The sequence below is a fragment of the Agrobacterium sp. 22-3639C2 genome, from assembly GCF_053522105.1.
The window spans coordinates 127,143-149,432 of record NZ_JBNWDB010000003.1 but is presented as its reverse complement, the minus strand read 5'-3'; the positions used below and the strand labels follow the sequence as shown (position 1 = coordinate 149,432).

24 protein-coding genes are annotated in these 22,290 nt (G+C 59.0%); 15 read left to right on the top strand and 9 right to left on the bottom strand.

Annotated elements, in window-relative coordinates:
* Positions 1-42 precede the first annotated feature (42 nt).
* Complete coding sequence (locus ACQZ6D_RS13720) at positions 43-663, top strand: glutathione S-transferase family protein (RefSeq protein ID WP_013635651.1); 621 nt, start codon at positions 43-45, stop codon at positions 661-663.
* Between the two features lie 98 nt (positions 664-761).
* On the opposite strand, the gene ACQZ6D_RS13715 is transcribed toward ACQZ6D_RS13720, so the two are convergent.
* Together ACQZ6D_RS13715 and ACQZ6D_RS13710 are read right to left on the bottom strand one after the other, a co-directional pair.
* On the bottom strand, positions 762-1,421 hold the full coding sequence (locus ACQZ6D_RS13715; protein WP_003511889.1) for a glutathione S-transferase family protein: 660 nt from the start codon (positions 1,419-1,421) through the stop codon (positions 762-764).
* Positions 1,422-1,502: 81 nt separating this feature from the next.
* On the bottom strand, positions 1,503-2,018 hold the full coding sequence (locus tag ACQZ6D_RS13710; RefSeq protein WP_448729782.1) for a MarR family winged helix-turn-helix transcriptional regulator: 516 nt from the start codon (positions 2,016-2,018) through the stop codon (positions 1,503-1,505).
* A 141-nt stretch (positions 2,019-2,159) separates the two neighbouring features.
* Between ACQZ6D_RS13710 and ACQZ6D_RS13705 the strand changes: the two genes are divergently transcribed.
* From ACQZ6D_RS13705 to ACQZ6D_RS13690, 4 genes are all read left to right on the top strand, one after another.
* Positions 2,160-3,692 carry an MDR family MFS transporter gene (locus ACQZ6D_RS13705; RefSeq protein ID WP_448729781.1) on the top strand — a complete coding sequence of 511 codons (1,533 nt, stop codon included), beginning with the start codon at positions 2,160-2,162 and terminating at the stop codon, positions 3,690-3,692.
* A gap of 226 nt (positions 3,693-3,918) precedes the next feature.
* The gene (locus ACQZ6D_RS13700) at positions 3,919-4,935 is read left to right on the top strand and encodes a ligase-associated DNA damage response exonuclease (RefSeq protein ID WP_035251638.1); all 1,017 of its coding nucleotides are present in this window, start codon (positions 3,919-3,921) and stop codon (positions 4,933-4,935) included.
* Position 4,936: 1 nt separating this feature from the next.
* Entirely contained in the window at positions 4,937-6,562 is a 1,626-nt protein-coding gene (locus ACQZ6D_RS13695) for a cisplatin damage response ATP-dependent DNA ligase (protein WP_003511896.1), read from the top strand.
* Between the two features lie 260 nt (positions 6,563-6,822).
* Positions 6,823-7,788 (top strand): alpha/beta hydrolase family protein, encoded by a 966-nt coding sequence (locus ACQZ6D_RS13690; RefSeq protein ID WP_111783254.1) that lies wholly within the window; start codon positions 6,823-6,825, stop codon positions 7,786-7,788.
* A 45-nt stretch (positions 7,789-7,833) separates the two neighbouring features.
* Here ACQZ6D_RS13690 and ACQZ6D_RS13685 read toward each other — a convergent pair whose 3' ends face one another.
* Positions 7,834-10,554, bottom strand: coding sequence for a heavy metal translocating P-type ATPase (locus tag ACQZ6D_RS13685; RefSeq protein WP_448729780.1), 2,721 nt, complete (start codon positions 10,552-10,554; stop codon positions 7,834-7,836).
* 167 nt (positions 10,555-10,721) lie between these two features.
* On the opposite strand from ACQZ6D_RS13685, the gene ACQZ6D_RS13680 reads away from it, so the two are divergent.
* From ACQZ6D_RS13680 to ACQZ6D_RS13665, 4 genes are all read left to right on the top strand, one after another.
* Positions 10,722-11,630 (top strand): L,D-transpeptidase, encoded by a 909-nt coding sequence (locus tag ACQZ6D_RS13680; RefSeq protein WP_448729779.1) that lies wholly within the window; start codon positions 10,722-10,724, stop codon positions 11,628-11,630.
* A 159-nt stretch (positions 11,631-11,789) separates the two neighbouring features.
* The gene (locus tag ACQZ6D_RS13675) at positions 11,790-12,515 is read left to right on the top strand and encodes a L,D-transpeptidase (RefSeq protein WP_013635657.1); all 726 of its coding nucleotides are present in this window, start codon (positions 11,790-11,792) and stop codon (positions 12,513-12,515) included.
* Positions 12,516-12,781: 266 nt separating this feature from the next.
* Positions 12,782-13,270 carry a hypothetical protein gene (locus ACQZ6D_RS13670; RefSeq protein WP_448729778.1) on the top strand — a complete coding sequence of 163 codons (489 nt, stop codon included), beginning with the start codon at positions 12,782-12,784 and terminating at the stop codon, positions 13,268-13,270.
* On the top strand, positions 13,216-13,809 hold the full coding sequence (locus ACQZ6D_RS13665; protein ID WP_448729845.1) for a calcium-binding protein: 594 nt from the start codon (positions 13,216-13,218) through the stop codon (positions 13,807-13,809). The genes ACQZ6D_RS13670 and ACQZ6D_RS13665 overlap by 55 nt, the downstream gene beginning before the upstream one ends.
* A gap of 46 nt (positions 13,810-13,855) precedes the next feature.
* On the opposite strand, the gene ACQZ6D_RS13660 is transcribed toward ACQZ6D_RS13665, so the two are convergent.
* Entirely contained in the window at positions 13,856-14,722 is an 867-nt protein-coding gene (locus ACQZ6D_RS13660) for a hypothetical protein (protein ID WP_111828802.1), read from the bottom strand.
* 78 nt (positions 14,723-14,800) lie between these two features.
* Entirely contained in the window at positions 14,801-15,259 is a 459-nt protein-coding gene (locus ACQZ6D_RS13655) for a MarR family winged helix-turn-helix transcriptional regulator (protein WP_065702690.1), read from the bottom strand.
* A 193-nt stretch (positions 15,260-15,452) separates the two neighbouring features.
* Between ACQZ6D_RS13655 and ACQZ6D_RS13650 the strand changes: the two genes are divergently transcribed.
* From ACQZ6D_RS13650 to ACQZ6D_RS13640, 3 genes are all read left to right on the top strand, one after another.
* Complete coding sequence (locus tag ACQZ6D_RS13650; RefSeq protein ID WP_003511906.1) at positions 15,453-15,875, top strand: organic hydroperoxide resistance protein; 423 nt, start codon at positions 15,453-15,455, stop codon at positions 15,873-15,875.
* A 96-nt stretch (positions 15,876-15,971) separates the two neighbouring features.
* Positions 15,972-16,355 (top strand): MbcA/ParS/Xre antitoxin family protein, encoded by a 384-nt coding sequence (locus ACQZ6D_RS13645; protein WP_003511907.1) that lies wholly within the window; start codon positions 15,972-15,974, stop codon positions 16,353-16,355.
* Positions 16,315-17,076, top strand: a complete 762-nt coding sequence (locus ACQZ6D_RS13640; RefSeq protein ID WP_026330607.1) for an RES family NAD+ phosphorylase — start codon at positions 16,315-16,317, stop codon at positions 17,074-17,076. The genes ACQZ6D_RS13645 and ACQZ6D_RS13640 overlap by 41 nt, the downstream gene beginning before the upstream one ends.
* Before the next feature lie 43 nt (positions 17,077-17,119).
* Here ACQZ6D_RS13640 and ACQZ6D_RS13635 read toward each other — a convergent pair whose 3' ends face one another.
* The 4 genes from ACQZ6D_RS13635 to ACQZ6D_RS13620 form a co-directional block, all read right to left on the bottom strand.
* The gene (locus tag ACQZ6D_RS13635) at positions 17,120-18,634 is read right to left on the bottom strand and encodes an ABC-F family ATP-binding cassette domain-containing protein (RefSeq protein WP_065702686.1); all 1,515 of its coding nucleotides are present in this window, start codon (positions 18,632-18,634) and stop codon (positions 17,120-17,122) included.
* A gap of 159 nt (positions 18,635-18,793) precedes the next feature.
* Positions 18,794-18,982, bottom strand: coding sequence for a hypothetical protein (locus ACQZ6D_RS13630; protein ID WP_111796189.1), 189 nt, complete (start codon positions 18,980-18,982; stop codon positions 18,794-18,796).
* Positions 18,983-19,007: 25 nt separating this feature from the next.
* Positions 19,008-19,430 carry a YciI family protein gene (locus ACQZ6D_RS13625; RefSeq protein ID WP_038490203.1) on the bottom strand — a complete coding sequence of 141 codons (423 nt, stop codon included), beginning with the start codon at positions 19,428-19,430 and terminating at the stop codon, positions 19,008-19,010.
* A gap of 101 nt (positions 19,431-19,531) precedes the next feature.
* Positions 19,532-19,978 (bottom strand): MarR family winged helix-turn-helix transcriptional regulator, encoded by a 447-nt coding sequence (locus tag ACQZ6D_RS13620; protein WP_019564141.1) that lies wholly within the window; start codon positions 19,976-19,978, stop codon positions 19,532-19,534.
* 149 nt (positions 19,979-20,127) lie between these two features.
* On the opposite strand from ACQZ6D_RS13620, the gene ACQZ6D_RS13615 reads away from it, so the two are divergent.
* From ACQZ6D_RS13615 to ACQZ6D_RS13605, 3 genes are all read left to right on the top strand, one after another.
* A complete protein-coding gene (locus ACQZ6D_RS13615) occupies positions 20,128-20,856 on the top strand; it encodes a DUF899 domain-containing protein (protein WP_025592728.1) in 729 nt (242 codons plus the stop codon).
* Between the two features lie 26 nt (positions 20,857-20,882).
* Positions 20,883-21,371 (top strand): DUF1579 domain-containing protein, encoded by a 489-nt coding sequence (locus ACQZ6D_RS13610; RefSeq protein WP_003511919.1) that lies wholly within the window; start codon positions 20,883-20,885, stop codon positions 21,369-21,371.
* Positions 21,372-21,471: 100 nt separating this feature from the next.
* Positions 21,472-22,254 carry a VOC family protein gene (locus ACQZ6D_RS13605; protein WP_065702682.1) on the top strand — a complete coding sequence of 261 codons (783 nt, stop codon included), beginning with the start codon at positions 21,472-21,474 and terminating at the stop codon, positions 22,252-22,254.
* Positions 22,255-22,290: the final 36 nt, after the last annotated feature.

Sequence of the window (22,290 nt, the reverse complement as noted above, 5' to 3'; positions counted from 1 at the left end):
GAGGAGGTGGGCGCCCCTCATTGCCCTGGAGGTTGCATATCCATGTTCACACTGTTTTTCTCCCCCGGTTCCTGCTCCCGCGCCAGCCATATCGTGCTTGAGGAATCCGGCCTGCCTTACACGGCCCATCGCGTCAACTTCGCCGAGGGCGAGCAGCGCTCCGAGGCATTCCTGAAGATCAACCCGAAAGGCCGCGTGCCAGCGCTGGCAACGGCAAGCGGGGTGCTGACGGAAACGCCTGCCATCCTCGCCTTCATTGCGCAGATGGCTCCGGAGAAGAAACTCGCCCCACTCGACGATCCCTTCGAATTCGCCCTGATGCAAGCCTTCAACGCCTTCATTTCCTCCACGGTGCATGTCGCCCATGCGCATGGCCGGCGCGGCAGCCGCTGGGCGAGCGAGGATAGTTCCCTGGCGGATATGAAAGCGAAGGTGCCGCAGACCATGACCGATTGTTTCGAATTGATCGAGCACGGCATGCTGCACGGTCCATGGGTCTTGGGCACCGCCTATTCGGTCGCCGATCCCTATCTATTCGTCATGTCCGGCTGGTTGGAAAGCGACGGCGTGGATATCGCCCGCTTCCCGAAGGTGCATGATCACTTCAGGCGCATGAACGAGCGCCCGGCCGTGCAGCGGGCGCTGGCGGGTGAGAAGGGGTGATGTGCTAAAAAGCTTGCTTCGTCATCCTCGGGCTTGTCCCGAGGATGACGTCGAGTGCGAAGAGAGGCCTGCCAACTATCCCCAGCTAGTGCCTTCGTTCAAGCCGCCTCGGCGGCCCGGCTGTCCCACATGGACTTGAATGCCGTGCGGGCCTGGCAGCGCTCCAGCCAGGCTTTCAGCGCCGGATGGGCGTCAAACAGCGGCTGGTGGCCCTGCGCGTAACGGACGATTTCCGCCACGTTGAGATCGGCGACGGTGAAACGGTCGCCTACCAGATAATCGTGGCTGGCAAGATGTTGCTCCAGCACCCGGAAGGGCCGCCTCAAAAGGCGCGCGGCGACATCGATCACCGCTTTGCCGGCATCGCTTTCCGAAAGCCCTTCGGCGATGGCGGAGGAAATCTTCAGCGAATTGGTCTCGATTTCGGTCGCGGCAAAGAACGACCATTGCAGCATCGCCGCATCTTCCTTCAGGTCGACCGGTGCGAGCGGTCCGCCATATTTGCGGACGAGATAAAGGTTGATGGCCATGGATTCATAAAGCACCATGCCGTCATCTTCGATGCAGGGGATGGTGCCCATCGGATTGATGGCCAGAAACGCGGGGGACAGCGTGTTGAGCGGCGCGTCTGCGGCCAGGGGATCGGCAACGCGGCGGGCCTGCACGACAGGCACGTGCTTGAATTCCATGCCCAGTTCCCCGGCAAGCCAGAGCGTGCGCGTGGCGCGGGAACGGTAGACACCATAGATCGTCAACATCGAAGTCACCCTTTTACCTTTTCGATGGCGGCACGTTAAGGTCTCGTCCTTTTAAAGTGAAGTTGTGGATGTCAGGGTCAACTATGATTTTTTCTGATCCGTCAGGAGGTCCGTATCCGGTGACAGCCGGGCCTCGAAACGGTCGATGAACCGATCGAAAAGCCGGGCGAATGCCTCGACATCCTCCTCCGGCCATCCATCCATCACGTCCTGGATGACGCTCATCTTGGTCCGGCGCATTTCCTGAAGCAGACTGGTGCCAAGTGGTGTGATCTCGACGATGCTGCGGCGAGCATCTTCCTGCGAGACGCCGCGTTTCAACAGGCCGCGCCCGACCATATCCGCCACCACCCGGCTACCGCGCGAGGGGTCGATGCGCATGCCCTCGGCAATCGCACCAACGGTGACATCACCGTCCGCGCGGCGCAATATATCGAGAACGTCGATATGGGAGAGTTCCAGACCCGGAGCCACCTTGGCAAGCGCCATGCGCCCGATGATGCGCCGTCCGATCATGATGCGCATACGCGTCATCGTATTGCCGATGCGCTTGATGTCTTCGGGCAGATCCTCGTTCCAGTCTTCCTCAGTCGACACGCTCAGCCGTTCCTTTCAATCCCGATTTGCGATCACATTTAGCGCCAATATCATGGATGTCAAAAACTTGCCATTGACATATATATGCTAATAGCACACAAATTGTCGCAGCAAAATTGCCGAAACTCAACGAGATTTTTCATGGATATGTCCGTTGCCCCCGTGGCGCCGCTTGTGTCGGATCACCGGCGTAGGCTCATCGTTTTCCTGTTTCTGATGCTGGCCATGTTCATGGCTACCCTCGACAACCAGATCGTCTCGACAGCGCTGCCCACCATCGTCGGCGAGTTCGGCGCGCTGGAGCGTTTCGGCTGGATCGGTTCGGCCTATCTTCTGGCCACCAGCGCCGTCATGCCTGTTTATGGCAAGCTCGGAGACCTGTTCGGGCGAAAATACGTGATGATCGCGGCGGTTATCATCTTCACGCTCGGCTCGCTCGCCTGCGGGCTGGCCTGGTCAATGGATAGCCTGATCGCGGCCCGCGTGCTTCAGGGCCTTGGCGGCGGCGGCATCATGGTGTCGATCTTCTCCGTCAATGCGGATCTGTTCGAACCGCGTGAAAGAGCCCGTTACCAGAGCTATTCCAGCCTCACCATCATGGCGTCCGGCAGCGTCGGGCCCATTCTCGGCGGCACGATGAGCGATCTGTTCGGCTGGCGGTCGATCTTCCTCATCAACCTGCCACTCGGGCTTATCGTCATCACCGGCCTGATTTTCCTGCTGCCCTACCGCCGTCCCGCGCGTCAGCCGAAGATCGACTATCTCGGCGCCGTCCTGCTGGCAGCGACGATCGCAAGCGTCGTCTTCTGGGCCGACAGCAGCGAATTGTTCGGTTCGCTCATCGCCGGTCCCAGCCTCGGTATTATCGCTTTCGCCGTCATCGCCGCCTTCCTCTGGGTGCAGGTGGAACGTCGCGCGCCGGAGCCCGTGGTGCCGCTCAGGCTCTTCAAGGACAGCACCTTTCCGCTGTTGATGATCGTTTCATTGACCAGCGGCGGCATTGGCATCGGCATGGTCAATTATTACGCGCTGTTCCTGCAGACCACGACGGGGCTTTCCCCATCCCATGCCGGCCTGTTCTTCATCGCCGTCACCGGCGGCATCGTCATGGGTTCCCTGTCGGCCGGGCGGTTGATCTCGATCACCGGCGTCTATAAGCCGTTTTCGGTGGCCGGGCTCACTATCAATGTCATCGCCATGCTGCTCTTCACGCAGATGCATGCGGGAACGCCGCTTTGGCTGATTGCGATTCTCATGCTGGCGCAGGGTTTCGCCGTCGGCCTCGGTCAGCAGGCACCGATTATCGGCGTGCAGAATTCCGCGCCGAAGGCCGATATCGGTGCCGCAAGCGGCGCGGTGACGCTCACCCGCATGGGCGGCGCAGCAATCGCCATCTCGGTCTATGGCGCGATCGTCACCTCCAGCCTCAAGGGCGTTGACGTGACCATTCCGGGTGTCGGAAGGATTGAGGAATTGACGCCGAAGATGCTCTCCGAACTGCCCGCGGCATCGCAGGCAGCCGTTGCCTCGCTCTATTCGGATGCCTTCACGCCGCTGTTCTTCGCAGCCGCCGCAACCGCCGCCATCGGCCTTGCCGCAGCACTGATGCTGAAACCGGTCCGGTTGCCAGCCGCAGTACAGGCGGCCAAGCCGGCGGAAAGTGCGGGGGAGTAGGGGGCGGCTGTCCTTATAAGGCGCGGTGAACTCGAGCTGCGCCTTCCTCCGGCAACTTGCTCTTCCCTCATCCCTGTGAGAAGCACAAGGATGAGGGATGGTTCCGGGCCTTTCCAATATACCCGCGACCTCTGAGCGCGAAAACAAAACTGCACCCCTGGAAATTTAACGCCCGTTCCGCGTTATGCTCGCAGCACTTTAAATTCGCGCGGGCGGCCCTATCTCAATGAATATGAAGCCGGAACAGCTCCTGAACTCCACGCCCAAGGGTCTTTATTGCCCGCCGGGCGATTTTTATATCGACCCGGTGCGGCCGGTGGCGCGCGCGTTGATAACCCACGGCCATTCCGATCACGCCCGCGCCGGCCACGGGGCGGTGCTGGCCACACGCCAGACGCTCGATATCATGCGCATCCGTTACGGCGAGGACTTCTGCGGCAGCGAGCAGGCGGTCGCATTCGGGGAGACGGTGGAGGTAAACGGCGTGACCGTCGGTTTCCACCCGGCGGGCCATGTGCTGGGTTCGGCGCAGATCTCCGTGGAAATGAATGGCATGCGCATCGTTGCCTCCGGCGATTACAAGCGCGGTATCGATCCCACCTGTACACCCTTCGAAACGGTGCCGTGTGATGTCTTCATCACCGAGGCCACCTTCGGCTTGCCGGTATTTCACCACCCGCTGCCGCGGGTGGAAATCGGCAAGCTGCTCACCTCCATCAAGCAGTTTCCCGAGCGCACCCATCTGGTCGGCGCCTATTCGCTCGGCAAGGCGCAGCGCGTTATCAGGCTCCTGCGCGACAATGGTTATGCCGATCCCATCTATATCCACGGCGCGCTGGCGCGGCTTTGCGATTATTACGTGTCGCAAGGCATCGATCTCGGTGAGCTGCGCCCCGCGACGCTTGAAAAAAGCGATCCCGCCATCTTCAAGGGCGCGATCGTCGTAGGCCCGCCCTCTGCATTTCAGGAGCGCTGGGCGCGCCGTTTCAACGAGCCGCTGATCGCATTCGCGTCCGGCTGGATGATGGTCCGACAGCGAGCGAAACAGGGCGGCGTGGAGCTGCCTTTGGTCATCTCCGACCACTGCGACTGGCCGGAACTGCTGGAAACCATCAAGGAAATTGGCCCGCAGGCCGTCTGGGTCACGCATGGTCGCGAGGAGGCGCTGGTGCGCTGGTGCGAATTGCAGGGCATTGCTGCCAAACCGCTGCATCTTGTCGGTTACGAAGACGAGGGGGATTGAGATGAAAGCCTTCGCCACCCTTCTCGACCGACTTGTCCTCACCCCATCGCGCAACGGCAAGCTGAAGCTTTTGACCGATTATTTCCGCGATACGCCTGACCCAGACCGGGGGTATGGGCTGGCGGCGATTGCCGGCACGCTGGACCTCAAAAGCGTCAAGCCCGCAATGCTGCGCGAGCTGGTGCTGGAGCGCATGGACGAGGTGCTGTTCCGCTATTCATACGATTATGTCGGCGACCTGGCCGAGACCATCTCGCTGGTCTGGGGCAATATCGGCGGTCTGGATGATTCCGAGGCGCAGGATCCCCGTCTTGGCGAAGTCGTGACGCTGATGAATTCGCTCGGCCGCACCGAAGTGCGCGGAGCGGTGCGCGATCTGCTCGACCGGCTCGATACCTCCTCGCGTTTCGCCTTCCTGAAACTCGCAACCGGCAGCCTTCGCATCGGCGTTTCGGCGCGGCTGGCGCGGCAGGCACTGGCGGATTTCGCGGATAAGGACATCATCGAAATCGAAACCCTCTGGCACGGTCTGACGCCGCCTTACACGACGCTTTTCGCCTGGCTGGAGGGCAAGTCCGAGCGGCCGGTTCTGGCAACGCCCGCCATCTTTCACTCGGTAATGCTGGCCACCCCGGTTGCAGACGGCGATCTCGATGGTCTGGACCCTGCCGATTATGCGGCTGAGTGGAAATGGGACGGCATCCGTGTGCAGCTTTCCCGCGCAGGCGAGACGCGCAAACTCTACTCCCGCTCCGGCGACGATATTTCCGGCGCATTTCCCGACGTGCTCGATGCCATCGATTTCGAAGGCGTGATGGATGGTGAATTGCTGATTGGTGGCACGGCGCGCTCCAACAATCTCACGCGCACCTTTTCCGACCTTCAACAACGGCTGAACCGCAAGACGGTGACGGCCAAGATGCAGGATGACTATCCGGCCTTCATCCGCGCCTATGACCTGCTGTTCGATGGTGAGAGCGACATTCGCGCGCAGACCTATCTAGAACGCCGTGGCCGCCTGTCGGATATCATCGAACATGCCCCGCATGACCGCTTCGACCTGTCTCCGCTCATCGGTTTTTCAACATGGGACGAGCTGAATACGCTGCGCGCCGCGCCGCCCGATCCGGTGATCGAAGGCGTCATGATCAAGCGCCGCGACAGCGCCTACCAGGCCGGCCGGGCCAAGGGACCGTGGTTCAAGTGGAAACGCGATCCCTACAATATCGATGCTGTCATGATGTATGCGCAGCGCGGCCATGGCAAACGCTCGAGTTATTATTCCGATTTCACCTTCGGCGTATGGGCGGAAGGGGAGGATGGTGAACAGCTGGTGCCGGTTGGCAAGGCCTATTTCGGTTTTACCGATGCGGAGCTTGAAGTGCTGGACAAGTTCGTGCGCGACAATACCGTCGAGCGTTTCGGGCCCGTGCGCGCGGTGCGCGCCACGCCGGATTTCGGTTTCGTGCTGGAGGTGGCTTTCGAGGGCATCAACCGTTCCAACCGCCACAAATCCGGCGTTGCCATGCGGTTTCCGCGCATTGCGAGGCTTCGCGCTGACAAACTCCCGGCGGAGGCGGATCGCCTGGCGACGCTTGTGGCGATGATCGATGGCGTTGATGGGTAGGGGTCTCCGCTGTCTCCCTCATCCCTGTGCTTGTCACAGGGATCCAGCCAGCCCAAGTCGTTGGGCTGATGGGACTCTTCCCGCCGCGCCGATGCGCGTCGACTGGATTCCTGTGACAAGCCCAGGAGTAAGGGAATGTTTTGTCCAGAAAATGCCATGATGGCTGCGAATACATTGTTGTCATTCGCGAATCCGTGATTGGACAGCCTCTCGCCGCAGTGCTGAACTGCTTCTAATGTTTTGATCACTCAGGTGCGCATATGCCAGATAAACGCTTTCTCTCCTCAGCATTCGGACAGGAAGAAAGCGGCGCGACCTTAAGGAGCCTGACGCGGCGCAATCTGCTTGTGGGTGCCATGGGCCTGTCAGCAGCGGCACTTCTGCCCGCAGGTGCGAAAGCGGGCATTCCCACGCCCGAGGTGCTGCCGCTGGAAAAGCAGGATTACGGCGAGGCGCGTAAACGGTTCCATACCCATTTGCTGCGCAAAATGTCCGCTCCGGAAAAATCATCGCCGCTCGGCACACCGCCGGGCGCGGAACGGGTCACCTATCGTGGCGGGCCGGATGGTTCCATCGAACTTGTGGCCTGGCTTTCCCATTATCAGCCCTCGACGGTACTCAAACCCGCGGTGCTTTTCCTGCACGGAGGCAACGCCACCGGTGACGGCCATTGGGCGATGATGAAGCCCTATTGGGAGGCGGGTTTCGTGGTGCTTTTGCCGTCCTTCCGGGGCGAAAACGGCCAGAACGGCAATTATTCCGGTTTCTACGACGAAACAGCGGATGCGCTGGCGGCGGCGACCTATCTGGAAAGCCTGCCCGGTATCGACAGGAAACGCTTCTTCATTGCCGGGCATTCCAATGGCGGCACGCTAACGCTTTTGGCCGTCATGAGCCGCAAATTCCGTGCTGCCGCGCCGATTTCGGCGGGCGTCAATTCATGGCGTTACTTCAACCGCTATTCGGACGAACTCTGTTTCGACGAAACCGACGAGCGGGAATTCATCATGCGCTCTTCGGTCTGTTTCGGCCCCAGCCTCAAATGCCCGGCGCTTTTGCTGCGCGGCACGGAGGAGCGCCCGTTCGACGCCGATCACCAGCTTTTCGTCGATCGCGCCGTGTATTCGGGATTCAAGGTCGACAAAAAACTGCTGCCCGGCACACACAATGGCGTGGTGCCGGGCGCCGTGACGGAAAGCATCCGCTTTTTCAACGAATTTGCATAAAAAAGGGCCGAAAACCGCGTTGCAGCTTTCGGCCATCTCGTAAAGTCAGGCGCTCTTCTTGAAGTAGCCGAGCAGCCGCATGGCATTGGCGGTGACGAGAACCGTAGCGCCGGTGTCGGCGAAGACAGCGAGCCACAGGCCGGAGAGGCCGGTAACCGTTGTCACCAGGAATACCGCCTTCAGGCCGAGCGCGATCGTTACGTTCTGGTGGATATTGCGCATGGTGGCGCGCGATAGGCCGATCAGGCGGGCAGCATCGCCGACATTGTTGCGCATCAGCGCTGCATCCGCCGCTTCCATCGCCACATCCGTGCCTGAGCCGATGGCGACACCGACGCTTGCAGCCGCGAGGGCGGGCGCATCGTTGATGCCGTCGCCCACCATCACCACGGTTTTCTTCTGGGCAAGCTTGCGGATTTCCTCGACCTTGTTCTGCGGCAGGAGTTCGCCGCGCGCTTCAAGTCCCAGCTTGTTGCCGATTGCCTTTGCCGTGCGGGCATTGTCGCCAGACAGCATAAGCGAGGAAATACCCATCTCCTTCAGTGCCTTGATGCCTTCTGCCGCATCCTTGCGCGGTTCGTCGCGCATGGCGAAGAGACCGCTTGCCGCACCCTCGGCCATGACGACGGCCACGGTCTTGCCTTCGCTTTCCAGTGCGGAAATGCGCTCTGCAAGTTCCGTCGATACGGTCCCGACTTCGGTTGCAAAACGCGGCGCGCCGATGAACAGGCGCTTGCCGCCGACGGTGCCTTGCATGCCACGACCGGAAATCGCCTTGATCTCCGAGCCGGGCAGGGGAGTTACGCCTGCCTTGTTGGCATGGTTGACGATGGCTCTGGCAAGCGGATGGCTGGACTCGTTCTCGATGGTTGCGGCTTGCGCGATCAGCCCGGCCTCGTTGCCGTCAAGAGCCACCACATCCGTCACGACAGGTTCGCCGAGCGTCAGCGTGCCGGTCTTGTCGAAGGCCACGGTTTCGGTGCGTGCCAGCATCTCGATAACCGCACCGCCCTTCACCAGCATACCGTGCCGTGCCGCAGCCGAAAGGCTGGAGGCGATGGCAGCCGGAACGGAAATGACGAGTGCGCAGGGGCAACCGATCAGCAGCAGGGCGAGACCGCGATAAATCCAGGTGTCCCAATCGCCAACGCCCACAAGCGGCGGCACGACGATGGTAAGTGCGGAAATCGCGACGATCAGCGGCATGTAATAACGCGAGAAGTTCTGGATAAAGCGCTCGGTCGGGGCGCGGGCGTCCTGTGCTTCTTCAACGAGCGTGATGATGCGGGCAATGGTGTTGTCTTCCGGCGCCCGGTCGACCCGAATGCGCAGCGAACCGTCATGGTTGATCGAACCCGCAAAGACGCGTGCGCCTTTTTCCTTGGCGACCGGAATGCTCTCGCCGGTCATCGGCGATTCGTCGACGCTGGATTCGCCTTCCATCACCACGCCATCGGCTGCAATGCGGTCGCCCGGACGCGCCACGACCACCTGTCCGATGCGAACCTTATCGGCGGCCACCTGCCGAAGCGTACCGTTTTCTTCCACCAGTGCCGTTTTTGGCAGCAGGGAACCGAGAGCTTTGATGCCCGAGCGGGCACGTGCGGCGGCAAAGCCTTCCAGCAACTCGCCAACGGAGAACAGCAGAACGACGATCGCCGCTTCTTCCGCCTCGCCAATGATGATGGCGCCGATGGCGGCAATCGTCATCAGCATCTCGATGGTGAAGATCGCGCCAAAACGCGCGGCGTTGAAGGCGTTGCGCGCAATGGGAAACAGCGTGACCAGCGTTGCGACGATGAAGGCGTAACTGCCCCATGCCGGGAAGCCAAGCTCCGCCGCATAGGCAACGGCCACGAGAATGGTGCCGGTGAAGGTGTTGCGCGCCTTGGCCGTGCGCCACCACACGCCTTTTTCATCCGCGCCATGGGCGTGGCCTATGTCGGCGCTCTGCGCGACGGTTTCAACGCTCCCGTGGCTATGCGCGTGCTTCGCATCGTCATGATGGTGGCCGCCGCAGCTTGAATGGTCGTGGTCGGCGTGGTCATGGCTCGAATGGTCGTGGCCTGAATGATCATGTTTGTGATCGTGATCATGGCCGTGATGACCGCCGCATGATCCATGGTCATGGTCGTGCGCATGATCATGATTATGTTCTTCGACCTTGCCGAGTGCGGTTTTTTCCTGCGGCAGCAAGGCAGGCTTGAAGCCGAGCTTGCGCAGCGTGTCCTCGATCTTGTCGACCGGGGTTTTGTTGTCTGCCAGAGAAAGGTTCAGCCTTTCGCGCGCAACGGATACCTTGACGTCGGCAACACCGGGCAGACGCGAGAGCGCCGTTTCGATCTTGGCCGCGCAGCTGCCACAATCCATGCCGCCGACAGAGAAGGCCAGGGCATTGTTCTGCTCGATGCTCGGTGCTGCTTCCGCATGGTGATGACCACCGCACGATGAATGGTCATGATCATGCCCATGATCGTGATGTTCCGCCGCAATCTTTTCGCGCGGAGCCTTGTCCTGCGGCAGCAAAGCGGGCTTGAAGCCAAGTTTGCGCAGCGTATCCTCGATTTTTGCGACCGACGTTTTGTCTTCCGCCAGCGAAAGGTTCAGCCTTTCGCGCGCAACGGAGACCTTGACGTCGGCAACGCCGGGCAGGCGGGAGAGCGCCGTTTCGATCTTCGCCGCACAGCTGCCGCAATCCATGCCGCCGACCGTGAAGGTCAGGTCTCCTGATTCCCCGTTCAAACTGCCGCGTGTCGAAATATTCATGGTTCTAGCTCCTGAATTCCACTCGACAGCCAATCTGGCACCTCTAGCAACTAGAGGTTCAAGGGCAAAAATGCGCTTTTCCGATTTTTTTTGAAAGGCACACACCAGCCTCGCGCCAGCCGCGCAATGCATCATGCCTTCAAACTTGGTTTCATGAAGCGGTTCAGATGACAGCACTCCTATTGAAAAACTGCCGCCGGGCGGCCTCGCTGGCGGTTATTGCGCTGCTGCCTTTCCTGAGCGGCTGCCTTTTCGTGACGGATACGAGCCGGATGAACCCGGACGTCTTCGTTCAGGAAACGGCGCCGGTGTTCAATTTCAATTCCGTAAGCTCCAATCGCCAGCCGGAACTGCCACCACAGCCGGGTCAGCTTTCCACGCGCCCGCCGGATCTGTTCAGAACCCGCTTCCATCAGGAATACGGTCCGCCAGTGCGCGGGCAGGGCCTGAGCGCGCCACAGGTGCAGGGATTGAATGTGCCGCAGGCGCAAGGTCAGGCGATGGCCTATGGACTTCCGGTCTCCAATCCGCTGCACCGGGTCATGTATGGCCCGATCCGCGATGACGACCGGTCCCTACCGGCCATTCCCTATGGTCGCATCGATCCGCGTTATCTCCGGCAGGAGGTGAGCTACCAGACGGCGGAAGCGCCGGGTACAATCGTCGTGGATACGAAGCAGCATTTTCTCTATCTGGTGCAGTCGGGCGGCAAGGCTATCCGGTATGGCGTTGGCCTCGGGCGCGACGGTTACGCCTGGTCGGGTCGCGGCAAGATCCAGTGGAAGGCGAAATGGCCGCGCTGGACGCCGCCCGACGAAATGGTCAGGCGCCAGCCGGAACTCACCTCCATTTCCGCCGCCAATGGCGGCATGACGCCGGGTCTCAACAACCCGCTCGGCGCGCGTGCCCTTTATATTTTCAAGGACGGCAAGGACACGCTTTACCGCGTGCACGGAACGCCCGACTGGCAGTCCGTCGGCAAGGCAACTTCGTCCGGCTGCGTGCGCATGCTCAATCAGGATGTGATCGACCTCTACGAGCGCGTACCGAAGGGCGCACAGATTGTGGTTATCTGACCACTTTCTAAAAGAAAGCGCTGCATCGTGGGGTTCCCCCAGCGCCTTCTGACTGGCTTTTAGCGGTCGGTTAACTATTTTCGCAATACGCCTGTGTACGTGGAACAAACGATGTACAACGGCGATATAGCCGTTCGAAATGTGGGACAATCCGGCCTTATGACAAGCACCGACACAGATCTTTCCAGACGCACTTTCCTTTCCCTTCTGGGTATTTCCTCCGCTTCGTTGCTGGCGGGCTGCGCTTCTTCCGGCACGGGTGAAGCCATTCGCCAGCAGGCGAGCAGCATCGGCAGCGATTTCCGCCAGATGTTCTCGTCGGGCGTTAGCGATGCGGAACTGGCCGTCATGTACGGTTCGGTCGAGGATGGCGGTTACGTCATTCCCGCGGTTCCCTACCAGAAGATCGACCGGCGTTATTATCGTCAGCGCGTCGTCGATCCGACCGGCGAACGCCCCGGCACCGTCGTCGTGGATACGCGCTCGCGTTTCCTCTATGTCGTGGAGCAGGGCGGCAGCGCCATGCGTTACGGCGTCGGCATCGGCCGTGATGGTTTCGCCTGGTCCGGCGAAGGCGTCATCCAGTGGCGCCAGAAATGGCCGAAATGGACCCCGCCGGACGAAATGGTCGCCCGCCAGCCGGAACTGGTCAAATATTCTTCCAAGAACGGCGGCATGCCACCGGGCCTGAAAAACCCGCTCGGTGCCCGCGCGCTCTATATCTTCCAGAACGGCAAGGACACGCTTTACCGCCTCCATGGATCGCCGGAATGGAACTCCATCGGCAAGGCCGTCTCTTCCGGCTGCGTACGCCTGATGAACCAGGACGTCATCGACCTCTATGACCGCGTGCCGCAGAAGGCACGTGTGGTTGTTTGGCAGTAGGTCTGACTGGAAGCTCTGATAGGCATCCGCTAAATTAACTGGCGAATAATGGCTGCAACATGAAGCATGTTGTGGCCATTATTTATTTCTAATATATCGACATTATTTTTAATGTTAATAATCAATTCTGTAGTATATTTAGAAATTCCGTGACTTTTGTTGATTTTATACTATAATGGGTTTGGGTATTCATAAGTATTTTCGAAATGAATTTCCTGCATTGCAATCATTCTAATATCTCTGTCGTTAATCGAGGAGTGAATGGCATGACTCTTTATCTCTCAAATATTTGGCAGGTCGGTTCTAGCCCCTACGAAATCTTTTACGGTGATCGCTATGGTGTGGCGAGAAACGACGTATTTCAGCTGGGCGGCAGCGAGACCGGCACTCTGGGTGGTGTTCGAAACGGATGGGAAAAATTTTATGGCGGCGCGGGTGTAGACACGATTTACGTCGCTCCCAAGTATTATTACTCCTGGACTGCCGTGATGATCGACCACAATGGCTTGGACAGCGTGGAACGTATCGAGTTTAACAGCGCCACCTCCTGGCCGGTAAAACCAGTCTATTTCGCTGGAATGGCAGATTTTTCGAGCGTCACATACATGTCGCCCGGCGTGACGATCTATGGCCGCGAGAACAGCAATATATTCGTCGGTAGTCAGCTTGGGGAAGGGTCGAAGGCGACGGCGGTGACGATCTGCTCTTTGGCAACGCCGGAGACGACACGTTGTACGGTGATACGACCGCGGTAAATCCCTGGCCGGCGCAATTGAATGCCGCTAGCAATGACTGGTTGTTCGGTGGCGCCGGAAATGACTATCTTGATGGTCAGGGTGGTAACGACAATCTGTCCGGCGACGCTGGCGATGACACTCTTTACGGCGGACCCGGAAGCGACCAGCTGAGCGGTGGAGACGGCGCCGATAAGCTTTTTGGCGGAACCGGAAATGACCAGTTGCGCGGCGGTGCGGGAAATGATGAGCTACATGGTGGAGATAACGATGATCTGCTTGATGGCGGTTCCGGTAGGGACATTCTCTGGGGTGACGCGGGCGCGGATACTTTCCAGTTCGTAACAATTGGCGCTTCGAGTTTGGTTGAAGACTTTCAAATCGGCGTTGATAAGCTACGTTTTCATAACGCCATTGCCGATGAATTCAGCGATTTAACGATCATCGATAATTCAACCGGGTACGCAAGTATAACTGTGGGCGATGTTGAAGTTATTTTGAACGGGGTGTCATCAGCCTCTTTAAATAGTTCTATGTTTGAGTTTGGCGTGTATGCATGATGCGAACGGCTCCGCCGGGACAAGCGGCGGAGCCTTATTAAATTTATTAGGATTGAAGCTCTGACTTTTTATATTTCTTTGTGACATTTCCATTTGAATCAAATATTTCCAACTCACCGTTTTCGTTGTATTCAATCATTTTCCGTCCATTATCATAGTATATAACGCCTGGTGTCACGGATACTTGGCCGTTTTCTCCAAGTTTAAGAGCCATAGCGGAACCGAAAAATTCCTTCAAAGCTCTTTCGCTATAATACATATCTTGGCGTGATACTGCGCAGTAATAGCCATTGTTTGCTTTTCTGAGTGCTGCCAATTCGACGCGAGCCTCATAGGCGCGATCACTGGTGAAATGCTCGACCTGCTTTTTAACAACAGTTTCATCTTCGCCATTCGCGATGCGTTTTGCACCCCATTCAGCATACTGAGCATTATATTCTTCACGCGGCGGTACTATGATTTCGGGATCATAGCGTGGACTGGCTCTTGATGCTTGGATGATCAGGTTCGTTACGATGAACTCCGCATTTTCCGCGGTGCGCTCAATCGGATTGACGTAATAGGACGACATCATATTCGTGGCGGCGGCGTTCATGGCGCTCATCGTCGCCTGCGGAATGGCGGCGGAGACGGTTTCTTTTTTTGCGACGGTTTCCAGCTTTGCTTTGGTAGCCTGCGAAGCGAGCGTCGAAATCGTCTCAATGGCCTGCGAAGTTCTTTGCTGGCCTCCGGATACCATCGCGAGTATCGAGCTTGCGGCATCTTTGTCCGATATTTTTGTCACTGAAAAAGTTTGATTGAGAATGGTCAGCGCCGTTGAATTTGCAGAGATAAAAGCCATCGCCATGCCTTTTGAAATCTGCCGCAAAATGCCTTCATCGGCTTCTGGGGCTGGAACGCAGCCATAAGTCATTTTAGCTGCATAAAATATAAATGCAACTTTATCGGGAAGTGGTTAACAGATGCTTTATGACCCCTGGTTTTTCAGGGGTTAACTCCTCGCAAGCCCATCTTTAAGCGCATTCACCTGGTCGCGCAGCTGCACCAGTTCCTCCAGCCCGCAGCCCGTGGCGTCGCCGATTGCCGCCATGATCTTCACGCCCTCCTTTTTGAGATCGGCGCCCTTGGGCGTTACGGCCACCAGCACCTGCCGCTCGTCAACAGTTCCGCGTTTGCGGGTGATCAGCCCGGCATGTTCCAGCCTTTTCAGCAACGGCGAAAGCGTGCCCGAATCGAGGCCCAGCATTTCACCGAGTGCCTTCACGGTGGAGGTTTCCTTTTCCCACAGGGCCATCATGACCAGATATTGCGGATAGGTCAGGCCGATCGGGTCCAGCAGCGGCTTATAGGCGCGGGTGAAAGCGTGCGCCGCGCCGTAAAGGGCAAAGCATATCTGCTGGTCCAGCCTCAGCAGGCTTTCCAAATTGGTGTCGTCGCTCTGTGCGCCCATTGTTCTGCTCCAAAAATCAACCGGGAAGGGAACAATCAGCCCTGCCTTTCGGTTCCTGCCACATGGATGCGCGGCGAAATTTCGTGAAATTATCGCAAAAAACAATTTTTTATTCAATGTGCAAAATTATATTGCGCACAATTGAATTGCGCATTATAAGAAACCCAACACCAACCCAACGGGAGTAAATGCCATGCCTATTCTCTACACGACCAAAGCATCCGCCACCGGTGGCCGCGCCGGCAACGCCAAGTCGGAAGACGGCGTGCTCGACGTAACGCTGACCGTTCCGAAGGAACTCGGCGGCGATGGCGCCCGCGGCACCAATCCGGAGCAGCTTTTCGCAGCCGGTTATTCCGCCTGCTTCCTCGGCGCCTTGAAGGCTGTCGCCGGCAAGCAGAAGGTAAAGATTCCTGAAGACACGACTGTGACGGCAACCGTTGGCATCGGTCCGCGCGAAGACGGCACCGGCTTCGGCATCGAAGTGTCGCTGAAGGTCAACATTCCCGGTCTTGAGCGCGAAAAGGCAGAAGAACTGGTAGCCGCCGCCCACATCGTGTGCCCTTACAGCCACGCCATGCGCACCTCTACGGAAGTGCCGGTCTCTGTGGCCTGATCCAGCAAGTTCCAGCAGCAAGGCCGGGTTAATCCCCGGCCTTCTTGTTTATGGAAAGAAAAGTGCTATATTCTTTCTAGGGAAAGGATATATGCCATGAATATTCACGCCAAGACCGCCATGGATCCTGCTTCGCAGGGCAGGGTCGTCACCAAGGCCGTTATGACCGCTGCCGAGCGGCTGGGCCTTAACGCGGCCCGCACCGCGGATATTCTCGGTGTTTCCGCCCCGACGGTGTCGCGCATGAAGCGGCTCGATTTCCTGCTGGAGCCGGGCGCCAAGTCTTTCGAGCTTGCGGTGCTGCTGATCCGGGTTTTCCGTTCGCTGGATGCAATCGCCGGCGGCGACGAGGCGGTAGCCAAAAACTGGCTGCGCAATCACAATACGGCGCTCAACGCCGTGCCTGCCGAGAGGCTCACCACCATTACCGGATTGATCGATGTCCTCTCCTATCTGGACGCCCGACGCGCTCCTGTCTGAAAAGCGCGCCGCATCGGGAAAATACTGGCGGCTGGTGGAAGCGCAGCATCAGGTTTCCACCATGAAGCTGGTTGATACGGTGGAGGAGCAATCGCTGCTGGAAGATATTCTGGAGGCGAGCAAGCGGCCATTTCCGCCGGAATGCGCCGGGCTCGATTATCTTCTTGCCACGCCCTTCCGGTATGGTGCGGCCTATCCACATGGCTCGCGTTTCCGCCGGGCTGGCTTTACCGAAGGCGTTTATTACGCCGCAGCCAAGGTGGAAACCGCGCTTGCCGAAATGGCATTCTACCGACTGCTGTTTTATGCGGAATCTCCCGGCACACCGCTGCCTGCCAATCCCGCCGACTATTCCGCCTTTGCCGCCCGTATCGCCACCGATGCGGCGCTGGACCTGACGCAACCGGAATTGAACCGGGACGAGGCGCTGTGGACCGACCTGCAGAATTACGAGCCATGCCAGGCGTTGGCCGAGCAGGCGCGTCTGGCGAAGATCGAGGCGATCCTCTACCGCTCGGTGCGCGATCCCGCAGGTGGCCTCAATATCGCGGTGCTGTCGCCGAAAGCCTTTGCCGAAAAAATGCCGGTGGAACGGATGAGCTGGCGCATCCGCCTGTCGAAGACCGGGGTGCAGGCACTGTGCGAATTTCCGATGCGCAGAACAGGGTTTGCGGTCGCGGATTTTTCCGGTGATCCACGCCTCGCCAGCCTGTTGGGCTGACGGGCGTTTCGCTTGTTTTTACTCTCAGCCCGTTTGACGGGCCTCATGCCGACGCGAAAAACGCTTCGGGATCGTCGACTTCCACCAGCCTGCGCTTGTCGATCAGCCAGAAACGTGTTCCGACCGCCCGCACGAAACTCCTGTCATGCGAGACGAAGACGCAACTGGCCGAACGGTTGATGATTTCCGCCTCAAGCGCTTCCTGCCCATCTATATCAAGATGGTTGGTGGGCTCGTCCAGCAGGTAGAAATTCGGTTCCGCCAACCGCAGCGCCAGCATGGCGAGCCGCGCCTTCTGGCCGCCGGAAAGCGTTGCGATGCGACGTTTCTGCATTTCCATGTCGATACCGGCACCCGCAAGCAGGCCGTGTATGCGCTGGTCGCCAATGTCGAATCGGCGCGTCATGAGCGCAAATGGCGTGCTGTCGTCGTCGATTTCGGCAAGCGACTGATCGACATATCCGGCCACCAGCGAAGGCGTGGTCTTTATGCCGTCCTGTATTTGGCCTTCATCCATCACCGCCGCTTTCAGAAGCGAGATCAGCCGCGTCTTGCCGACGCCGTTGCGGCCGAGAATGACGATGCGGTCGCCTTGGTGGACAAATTGCTGGCCGGTGCGAAACAGCAATGTCCCGTCCGGCGTCGAGACCGGCACATCCTCCAGAGTGACCAGAACCTTGGCATGGGTACCGCGATTGGCGAGCTGGATCTTGCCGGCGGAGCGCTCGCTATGTGCTGGGCGCGCATTCTCCTCCAGTTTCTCGGCACGCTGGCGCAATTGCTTGGTCTTGACAGTCAGAAGATCGCTGCCCGAATTGATGCCGATATTGTTGAGCTTGGCGGCCTGCCGGCGCAATTGCTGCGCGGTTTTCATGTCGCGCTGGAAACGCCGCTCATCGGCGGCATCCTCCTCTTCGAGTGCCGCACGCGCATGGCCGTAAGGCAGCCGGAACAGCGCCGAATTTTCCGGCCGCAGGAACAGCGTGGTCTTCGTGACATTGTCGAGAAAGGCGCGGTCATGGCTGACGATGACGACCGCCGTGTCGCGCGGCAATTGACCGAGCCAGCTTTCCAGCACGTTGATTTTTTCGAGGTCGAGATGGTTGGTCGGCTCATCGAGCAGGAGAACGTCAGGCTCGGTGATCCACGCCCGCGCCAGCATGGCAAGTCGCTGCCAGCCACCGCTCAGCTCTTTCAAATGGCGATGACGATAGGGTTCCGGCACCAGCATGGCATCAAAAATAATGTCGGCGCGCCAGCTCTCATTGTCGATCTCATCCACCGGCAGGGCGGAAAGCACGGCGTCCCGCATCGTCTTTTCCAGAAGTGGGGAGGGCAGGTGCTGGTGGACGATGGACTGCGTCAGCCCCCGCAACCGGGTGATATCACCGCTGGTAGCGTCCAGTTCACCGGCAAGGCAATTCAGCAGGGTGGATTTGCCGTGGCCATTCGCAGCGACGATGCCGATGCGGTCTCCGGCATTCACGGTGAGGCCAAGATTGGAGAAAAGCGGCTTTCCCAGAATGATTCCGAGGTTTCGAAGCGTGATAAGGGTCATGAAATTGTCTCTGGCAAAACGGATCTGTGACGAACCGTGGTCTGCGACAATGCAGTACGGGATATCGGTTCGAGGTGATCCGTCGTGAAAACATGCGCAACGGCAGACAAGCTGCATTCTGCGCGGCCTTTCGGGCAAACCAGAGTTTTGGTGTTCCGGTCAGCCCTGCAAACGCGTCTGCAGGGCAAAAAGGTGGCAGATCTGGCGGTTGCGCCAGAAGCAGGAAATATCCATGCGAAGCCTCCTTTCTTGATACGTGTTCAACCGTCCAACAATTAACAGCGGCAGGGGTTCGAGGCAATGGCTTTTGAAGAGGCGGGTGGTGCCGGAGAATACGGCGACCCGCATTCTCCAGCCCTCAAGCGCGGCGCCCTTACTGTTTTGCCACGCGCTCGCGCAGTTTTTCCACATGTTCGGCGATTTCAGGTGTCACCGCGTCGCCGAAATCCTCCATTTCGAACATCGGGCGGATTTCGATCTCGCTGCGCTCCAGCATCGGGTTGGGGCAACGCTTTACCCACTCCACGGCCTCATCCATGTCCTTCACCTTCCAGAGCCAGAAGCCGGCAACCAGCTCGTTGGTGTGCGGGAAGGGGCCGTCGATCACGCTGCGGCTGTCACCATCGAAAACAACTCTCTTGCCTTTGGAGGAGGGGTGGAGGCCATCACCGGAAAGCATGATGCCGGCATTGACCAGTTCCTCGTTGAACTTGCCCATGGCTTCCATCAGTTCGGTGGTCGGCATTATGCCATCCTCGCTGCTGCGGGTGGCCTTTACGAAAACGATAACACGCATGGTTTCCTCCCTTGTTGCGTCTTCCTCGTTAGTTTCGCCGTCCGGCGCGACGGGTAGATGACATTTTCACGGGTAAAAGTGGCAATATGCCGCTTTTCCCGTCAGCCGAGATCAATGAGGTCGCGGCGCAGCCGGTCGGGGTCGCCGCTGCCGATGCGGGCCTCGATTTCGGCGTGGGTCTGTTGCCAGATGGGGAAGGCGGCGGTGAGTACGGCCATGCCTTCCACCGTCAGCCGCAGCCGCTTGCCGCGCTTGTCCTTTGGGTCTTGCTCGATACTGACCAGCCCACGCCGCTCCAGTGGCTTCAGCGCTGCCGTCAGCGTCGTGCGGTCCATCGCCAGAAGATTGGCGACCGGCCCCATCGGCGGCGGCTCCGGCCGGTTGAGCGACATCAGCAGGGAAAATTGGCCGTTGTTGATGCCCACGGGCTTCAATGCGTTATCGAACAGCCGCGCCAGCGCCCGCGCCGCACGTTGCGCATGCAGGCAAAGACAGGAGTCCCGCACTAAAAGAGTTGCCGAAAAAGGAATCACACTGGTGTTTGACATGGACTATATATGTTGATATCAACGTAATCAGTCAAGCGGAACCTGTAGCCTTGCTGACGGTTTTCCTGGCTGTCAATGCAGACACAGGCGGCGCCCACCATGGAGGCGGAGCGTGCCATGGTGAAAGACGGATCCAAGGAGGAAAGATCATGTCTCATCCCGTCGTTTCTAATGAGGAGTGGCTTGCGGCCCGCCGCGATCTGCTGGTGAAGGAAAAGGAATTGACCCGCGCGCGCGACAGGCTGAACGAGGCGCGCCGCGCATTGCCATGGGAAGAGGTGACGAAAGATTATATTTTCGACGCGCCTTCAGGCCCGAAATCGCTGAAGGAACTCTTCGGCAATTGCAGCCAGCTCATCGTATACCACTTCATGCTGGCACCCGACTGGGAGGAGGGCTGCACCGGCTGTTCCTTTTTCGCCGACCATGTCGATGGTGCGATGGTTCACCTGAAGCACGGCGATGCGGGTTTCGTTGCGGTCTCGCGCGCACCGCTCGAAAAGATCGAGGCCTATAAAAAACGCATGGGCTGGAAATTCCCTTGGGTCTCGGCCAACGGCAGCGACTTCAACTATGATTATCAGGCCTCCTTCCGTGATGAGGATATCGAGAGCGGGGCGATCACCTACAATTACCGTGAGATCGAGCCGATGGGCGACCTGAAGGACCTGCACGGCGTCAGCATTTTCGCCAAGGGCGAGGACGGCAGGATTTACCATAGCTATTCCGCCTATGCCCGCGGCATGGAAGAGACGCTCGGTACACTGATGCTGCTCGATCTGGTGCCAAAAGGCCGTAATGAAGACGGTGTAATGGATTGGGTGCGCCGGCACGACCAGTACGAGGACGAGCCCAAGGCCGCGTCTTGCTGCCACTGAAATAGGACGAGGAGGAGGAGACGACAATGGAAAATGCCAAGCCGCAGAAGGAACACGCGTTCCTGGGCAGGATCGTCGGCGACTGGGTCATGACCGCCAGTTCCGGGCATGAGGGATACGATCCCGATGATCCCGCCCAGCGGTTCACCGAAACCGTCAGCTCCATCGGGGGGCTGTGGATCATCGGGCACGGCACCGGCAAGATGCCTGACGGGACGGAGATGACGGCTGTCATCACCGTGGGTTTCGACCCTGCCAAGGGCCATTTCGTCGGCACCTGGGTGGGGTCGATGATGACCAATCTCTGGGTCTACAAGGGCTGGCTGGAAGACGACGGCAAGACCCTGACACTCGAAGCGGAAGGACCGGCCTTTGACGGTTCCGGCCGCATCGATACCTATCGCGACGTGCTGGTGCTGCACGACGACAATAACCGCAGCTTTTCCGGCAGCGTCCGGCAGCCGGATGGCAGTTTCAAGACCTTCATGACATCGGAGTTCCAGCGCAAGGCGTGACGCCCCGCCGGAATTTGCCCGATCGCGCCGAATAATGCGCTGCCGCGTCCTGCGGCGGCCGATCGCCAGAAAAATGACGCCATAACCCCGGAGAGATTCAATGTCCGATACACACGGAAAATTCATATGGGTTGAACTGATGACGCCTGACATGGAGCAGGGTGCCCGCTTCTATGGTCATGTCGCCGGCTGGCAGACCAAGGATTTCGGTTCGCCGGAAATGCCCTATCTGGTGCTGGAGGCCGATGGTAAAGGCATGGGCGGCATCATGGAACTGACCGAAGAACACAAGAGCCAGGGCATTCCTCCCAACTGGACCGGTTATGTCGGCGTTGACGATGTGGACGCCACGGCAAAACTTTTCGCGGAAAAGGGCGGTTCGGTCAGGCGCCCGCCGCAGGATATCCCGGAGATCGGTCGTTTCGCCGTGGTGGCTGATCCTTCCGGTGCGGTTCTGTGCATCATGACGCCGCTGCCGATGGAAACCGGCGGTTTTCCGCAGGAGACGCAGAACCTGCCGGGTCACGTCGGCTGGTACGAACTTGCCACCAACAATGTCGACGACGCCATAGCCTTTTACGGTGAGGTCTTCGGCTGGACCAAGGACCATGATTTTGACATGGGCGCAGAAATGGGCCCGTATCGCATCTTCGCCCATAACGGCAAGGTCGTCGGCGGCATGATGAAATGTATGGCGGGTGCGCCCACCTGTTATTGGGGTTATTATTTCAACGTCGACGGCATCGATGACGCCATCACCCGGGTCAGCACCGGTGGCGGCAAGGTCGTCAACGGCCCGATGGAGGTTCCCGGCGAGAGCTGGATCGTCAATTGCCAGGACCCGCAGGGCGCATTCTTCTCGCTGCTGTCGCAGAAGAAGTAACCCTTCTGGGCTGACATACCGATCTGCCGGAGGTTA

Excerpts from the sequence above, each read along its gene's own strand:
- ACQZ6D_RS13645 (WP_003511907.1), top strand. The coding sequence starts at position 15,972 with ATGAATATTCACGCCAAGACCGCCATGGATCCTGCTTCGCAGGGCAGG.
- ACQZ6D_RS13605 (WP_065702682.1), top strand. The coding sequence starts at position 21,472 with ATGTCCGATACACACGGAAAATTCATATGGGTTGAACTGATGACGCCT.
- ACQZ6D_RS13675 (WP_013635657.1), top strand. The coding sequence starts at position 11,790 with ATGACAAGCACCGACACAGATCTTTCCAGACGCACTTTCCTTTCCCTT.
- ACQZ6D_RS13720 (WP_013635651.1), top strand. The coding sequence starts at position 43 with ATGTTCACACTGTTTTTCTCCCCCGGTTCCTGCTCCCGCGCCAGCCAT.
- ACQZ6D_RS13640 (WP_026330607.1), top strand. The coding sequence starts at position 16,315 with ATGTCCTCTCCTATCTGGACGCCCGACGCGCTCCTGTCTGAAAAGCGC.
- ACQZ6D_RS13715 (WP_003511889.1), bottom strand. The coding sequence starts at position 1,421 with ATGTTGACGATCTATGGTGTCTACCGTTCCCGCGCCACGCGCACGCTC.
- ACQZ6D_RS13700 (WP_035251638.1), top strand. The coding sequence starts at position 3,919 with ATGAATATGAAGCCGGAACAGCTCCTGAACTCCACGCCCAAGGGTCTT.
- ACQZ6D_RS13630 (WP_111796189.1), bottom strand. The coding sequence starts at position 18,982 with ATGCGGGTCGCCGTATTCTCCGGCACCACCCGCCTCTTCAAAAGCCAT.
- ACQZ6D_RS13615 (WP_025592728.1), top strand. The coding sequence starts at position 20,128 with ATGTCTCATCCCGTCGTTTCTAATGAGGAGTGGCTTGCGGCCCGCCGC.
- ACQZ6D_RS13620 (WP_019564141.1), bottom strand. The coding sequence starts at position 19,978 with ATGTCAAACACCAGTGTGATTCCTTTTTCGGCAACTCTTTTAGTGCGG.
- ACQZ6D_RS13635 (WP_065702686.1), bottom strand. The coding sequence starts at position 18,634 with ATGACCCTTATCACGCTTCGAAACCTCGGAATCATTCTGGGAAAGCCG.
- ACQZ6D_RS13660 (WP_111828802.1), bottom strand. The coding sequence starts at position 14,722 with ATGACTTATGGCTGCGTTCCAGCCCCAGAAGCCGATGAAGGCATTTTG.
- ACQZ6D_RS13685 (WP_448729780.1), bottom strand. The coding sequence starts at position 10,554 with ATGAATATTTCGACACGCGGCAGTTTGAACGGGGAATCAGGAGACCTG.
- ACQZ6D_RS13705 (WP_448729781.1), top strand. The coding sequence starts at position 2,160 with ATGGATATGTCCGTTGCCCCCGTGGCGCCGCTTGTGTCGGATCACCGG.
- ACQZ6D_RS13670 (WP_448729778.1), top strand. The coding sequence starts at position 12,782 with ATGACTCTTTATCTCTCAAATATTTGGCAGGTCGGTTCTAGCCCCTAC.
- ACQZ6D_RS13695 (WP_003511896.1), top strand. The coding sequence starts at position 4,937 with ATGAAAGCCTTCGCCACCCTTCTCGACCGACTTGTCCTCACCCCATCG.
- ACQZ6D_RS13690 (WP_111783254.1), top strand. The coding sequence starts at position 6,823 with ATGCCAGATAAACGCTTTCTCTCCTCAGCATTCGGACAGGAAGAAAGC.
- ACQZ6D_RS13625 (WP_038490203.1), bottom strand. The coding sequence starts at position 19,430 with ATGCGTGTTATCGTTTTCGTAAAGGCCACCCGCAGCAGCGAGGATGGC.
- ACQZ6D_RS13610 (WP_003511919.1), top strand. The coding sequence starts at position 20,883 with ATGGAAAATGCCAAGCCGCAGAAGGAACACGCGTTCCTGGGCAGGATC.
- ACQZ6D_RS13650 (WP_003511906.1), top strand. The coding sequence starts at position 15,453 with ATGCCTATTCTCTACACGACCAAAGCATCCGCCACCGGTGGCCGCGCC.
- ACQZ6D_RS13680 (WP_448729779.1), top strand. The coding sequence starts at position 10,722 with ATGACAGCACTCCTATTGAAAAACTGCCGCCGGGCGGCCTCGCTGGCG.
- ACQZ6D_RS13655 (WP_065702690.1), bottom strand. The coding sequence starts at position 15,259 with ATGGGCGCACAGAGCGACGACACCAATTTGGAAAGCCTGCTGAGGCTG.